3 protein-coding genes are annotated in these 3,880 nt (G+C 63.9%); all 3 read right to left on the bottom strand.

Features of this window, described 5'->3' with window-relative positions:
* Positions 1-103 precede the first annotated feature (103 nt).
* Positions 104-454, bottom strand: coding sequence for a hypothetical protein (locus VF515_03625; GenBank protein ID HEX7406723.1), 351 nt, complete (start codon positions 452-454; stop codon positions 104-106).
* A gap of 574 nt (positions 455-1,028) precedes the next feature.
* Positions 1,029-2,021 carry an aldo/keto reductase gene (locus tag VF515_03620; protein HEX7406722.1) on the bottom strand — a complete coding sequence of 331 codons (993 nt, stop codon included), beginning with the start codon at positions 2,019-2,021 and terminating at the stop codon, positions 1,029-1,031.
* A partial coding sequence (locus tag VF515_03615) for a thiamine pyrophosphate-dependent enzyme (protein ID HEX7406721.1) occupies positions 2,018-3,880 on the bottom strand: 1,863 nt, incomplete at its 5' end. The genes VF515_03620 and VF515_03615, both read right to left, overlap by 4 nt.

Below are 3,880 nucleotides of genomic sequence, written 5' to 3'. Positions count from 1 at the left end.
TCCGTTTGTAGCGAAAACCGCAGAGCTCCCGCGATTCCAAGACGCTCGACCAAGGCTTCCCATCCGAGCCGGCGGATCTCAGCGTCTGTCAGCTTTGCGCTCTTCATGGCTCACTGCCCGAGGACACTTTACCCAAAGCCTCCATCGGCGTCACTACCCTCACCCGTATTTCACCGCCGGCACGCCGGGCCCGGCGAAGCATGCGGTCGTCCGTCGTGACCAGCAAATCGGCCTGCGCAGTTTCGGCCGAAGCAATATGTAGCGCGTCCAGTCCTCGAAAGCCCCAGTGCTCGATCGTATGCGCCCGAAGAATTATGGCCGAAGACGTTTCCGTTACGGCTCGGGCAAGGCGGATAATCGTCTGCACGCGCTGTCTTCGGTCCGGATCGGGAATCTGGTGCACCTCGAAATCAAGGTATTCAGAGCTGAGCAGTTCCGCGTTGTGGGATTCCATCGCCGAGACCAATGAGAGAACTGCCTCAGCCTCCAGACGGACTCGCGGGATGGACTGGTCGTCGAATGGCCGGGATTCCCAAGCTGGGAGCTGCCGACATCACTCGGACGACAGGCGTCACCACACGCGCAGCACGGTCCGGTATCACGTCATCAACATCTTAACAATTTAGGTACGTCCCCATCTGCGTGGATGAAAATGAGTACTGGAGAGGATTACAGGAGTATATCTCCGTAAACTTACGTAGATGCGCTTCGGGCTCTCAGCGGAGAGGTGCGGTAATTCCTCGGTGGTGTCGACGAGAATCATCGCTCTCCCGGAGGATCAACCGCACCGCCACTTTGGCGCGTCGCGCCGGCGCCCGTGCGTAGCCACCGGAGCCGAGGGCGTGCTCGATGCGATTGCCCGCGAAGTAACGCAGCAAAACTGGCACCCTCACCCCAACCCTCTCCCACGCTGAGAAGACGCGCGGGCGAGGGACGATTGCAGCCTCTCAGCTCCAGCGCCACCAAGACTGAGGCGGTACCCCAGGTCGGCGCAGCGTGCGATCTACAATGTTAGACGCAGCGACAACTCAGACGAGTTCGCCGCCGGCAGCCAGGCCTGGCGGCGCCAGGGCGTCGATGCGGGCGAGCACCTCGGCATCGAGCCGCACGTCGGCGGCAGCCAAATTCTCGTCCACCTGCCACCGGCGGGTCATGCCCGGGATAGGCACCACCTGCTCACCTCGGTGCAGCAACCAGGCGAGCGCCAGCTGCGCCGGGGTGATTCCGAGTTGCTTGGCGAAATCCCGGAGCGGCGCGAATCGCGTGCGGTTCGCCTGCAGATTGTCGCCCTTGAAGCGGGGCTGCCAGCTGCGGAAGTCATCGACGGACGCGATATCGTTGCCCAAGAAGCCGGAGCCCAACGGCGCCCACGGCACGAAGCCGATGCCGAGCGCTTGCGTCGTCGGCAACACGTCCTTCTCCGGCGTGCGCGCCCACAAGGAGTACTCGTTCTCCACCGCCGTGATCGGGTGCACGGCGTGGGCCCGGCGCACGCGCTCGGCGTCGACGTTGCACAAGCCCAGGTAGCGCACCTTGCCTTGCTTGACGAGCGCGGCCATGGCGCCAACGGTCTCCTCCACCGGCGTGCTCGGATCGGGGAAGTGGTGGTAGTAAATGTCGAGGTAGTCGACGCCGAGGCGTTTGAGACTCCCTTCGATCCGCTGGCGCACGTATTCCGGCCGCCCGTTGGCGCGGATTCCCGGCATGTCGTAGTTGACCTGCACTTCGGTGCCGGACGATCCGTCGATCACCCATCCGAACTTGGAGGCGAGCACGACCTGCTCGCGCCGGCCGGCGATTGCCCGCCCGATCAATTCCTCGTTGTGCCCAACCCCGTAGACGTCCGAGGTGTCGATCAGGTTGATGCCCGAGTCGAGGGCGTAGCGGACCGTGTCGATGGAAGCGTCGTCTTCGACGGGCTCATAGTAGCCGGGAGAGAGTACGGCACAGCCAAAGCCGATGGCAGAGACCAACGGGCCATAGATTCCAAGCTGGCGGCGGGGAACTTCTTTCCTCATCATCGTGACTCCCCGAGTTGGCGTCGTACCGCCGCCACGATCTTGTCCTTATTCGGATAGAGCGGCTTCTCCATGACCGGGCTGAAGGGGATATGCACGTCTGGCGTCGCGACGCGGAGGATGGGAGCTTTCAGACTACCGAACGCTTCTTCGGCGACGATCGCAGCGATCTCCGCCGCGGCGCCATTGGTCTTGTTCGCCACCTCGACCAGCACCAGTCGCCCGGTCTTGGCAACGGACGCAAGGATGGCCCGCTTATCCAACGGCACGAGCGTGCGGGGATCGATCACCTCCGCCGAGATGCCGGCGGCAGAGAGTTCGTCCGCCGCAGCGAGGGCATGCTTCACGGTGGAACCGATGGCTACAATCGTGACATCAGAACCGGTTCGTTTGACGCTCGCCACGCCGAGGGGGACGAGATAGTCCGCCTCGGGCACCGGGCTTGATTCGAACCACATGCTCAGCTCATCGAAGATCAGGACCGGATCATCATCGCGGATGGCCGACTTGACTAGCCCTTTCATGTCGTACGCCGTGGCGGGAACGACGACCTTCAGGCCGGGCACGTTCATGAACATCGGGTACGGGCGGTCCGAGTGCTGTGCGGCAATGGTATTGTTGTGCCACATGGCGGCGCGGAAAACGGCGGGGACGCGGGTCTGCCCGCCGGTCATGTAGCGGATCTTGGCCGCCTGGTTCACGATCTGATCCATGGCCAGGTAAATGAAGTTGGCGACCGTGAGGTCGACGAACGGGCGCAGGCCCGTCATCGCCGCGCCCACCGCCATGCCGACGAACCCGTTCTCTGAAATCGGCGTGCTCCAGATGCGCTCTCCGAGGCCGGCGAGCAGCGTGGTCTTGTAGAGCCCGATATCTTCGCCGATATAGATGACCCGTTGATCGCGCGTCATTTCCTCGCGCAACGCCTCCAGAGTGGCAGCAAGGCCGCTGATCTCCCGTTCCGTCGACGGCGCGTCCGCGCCTCCGCCACCCGGAGCGCGGTCGCGTTCGTCGGCGACCACTTGGCACGCGGCGGTTTCGGGGATGGGGGTGGCGTACAAATCTTCGAAGGCCTCGGCCGGATCGGGGAAGTCGCTGTGCAGACCGAACTCGACGGCGCGCTTCAGTTCCGCCCGCACCTGCGCTTCGATTTCGTTGGCCTGTGCTTCCGTCAGCACACCCGTGCTGAGCAGCCGGCGCCGATGGATCTGGACGGGATCACGCTGCTTCCAGCGCTCGATCTCCTCCTCCGTGCGGTAGTTGCCGGGAATGGGGAAGCCCTCGGCGTGCTCCCGATAGCGATAGGTTTTGGCCTCGACTAACGAAGGACCGAGGCCGTCGCGGGCGCGTTGGACGGCCGTCCGCATCATCTCATAGACGGCGACCGCGTCCTGTCCGTCCACGATCATACCGGGGATGCCGTACGCGGGGGCGCGATCGGCGATGTTCTCGAGCACTGTGGAATCGAGCTTCGGCGTGGTTGCGGCGTACAGGTTGTTCTCGCAGAAGAAGATCACCGGCAGCTTCCAGATGGCCGCCATATTGAGGGACTCATGGAACACGCCCTCGTTGCTGGCGCCATCTCCAAAGAAACAGACGGCCACCTGGTCTGAGCCGCGCACCTTGGCGCTGAGCGCGGCGCCGGTGGCCAGGGCGATCCCGGCGCCGACGATGCCCGACTCACCGAGGCTGCCGATTTTGAAGTCGGCAAGGTGCATCGAGCCTCCCCTGCCCTTACAGACGCCGGTCTTCTTCCCCATCAACTCCGCGACCAGCGGATCGATTGCCGCGCCCTTGGCGATGGGATGGCCGTGCGACCGGTGCGTGCCCGCCATGTAATCGCTCTGTCGCAGCGCCATGCA

It is taken from the genome of Candidatus Binatia bacterium, from assembly GCA_036382395.1.
In the GTDB taxonomy this organism is placed as follows: Bacteria; Desulfobacterota; Binatia; order HRBIN30; family HRBIN30; genus JAGDMS01.
Note: the sequence above shows the minus strand (reverse complement) of the source record. Positions and strands in the feature narration are given on the sequence as shown.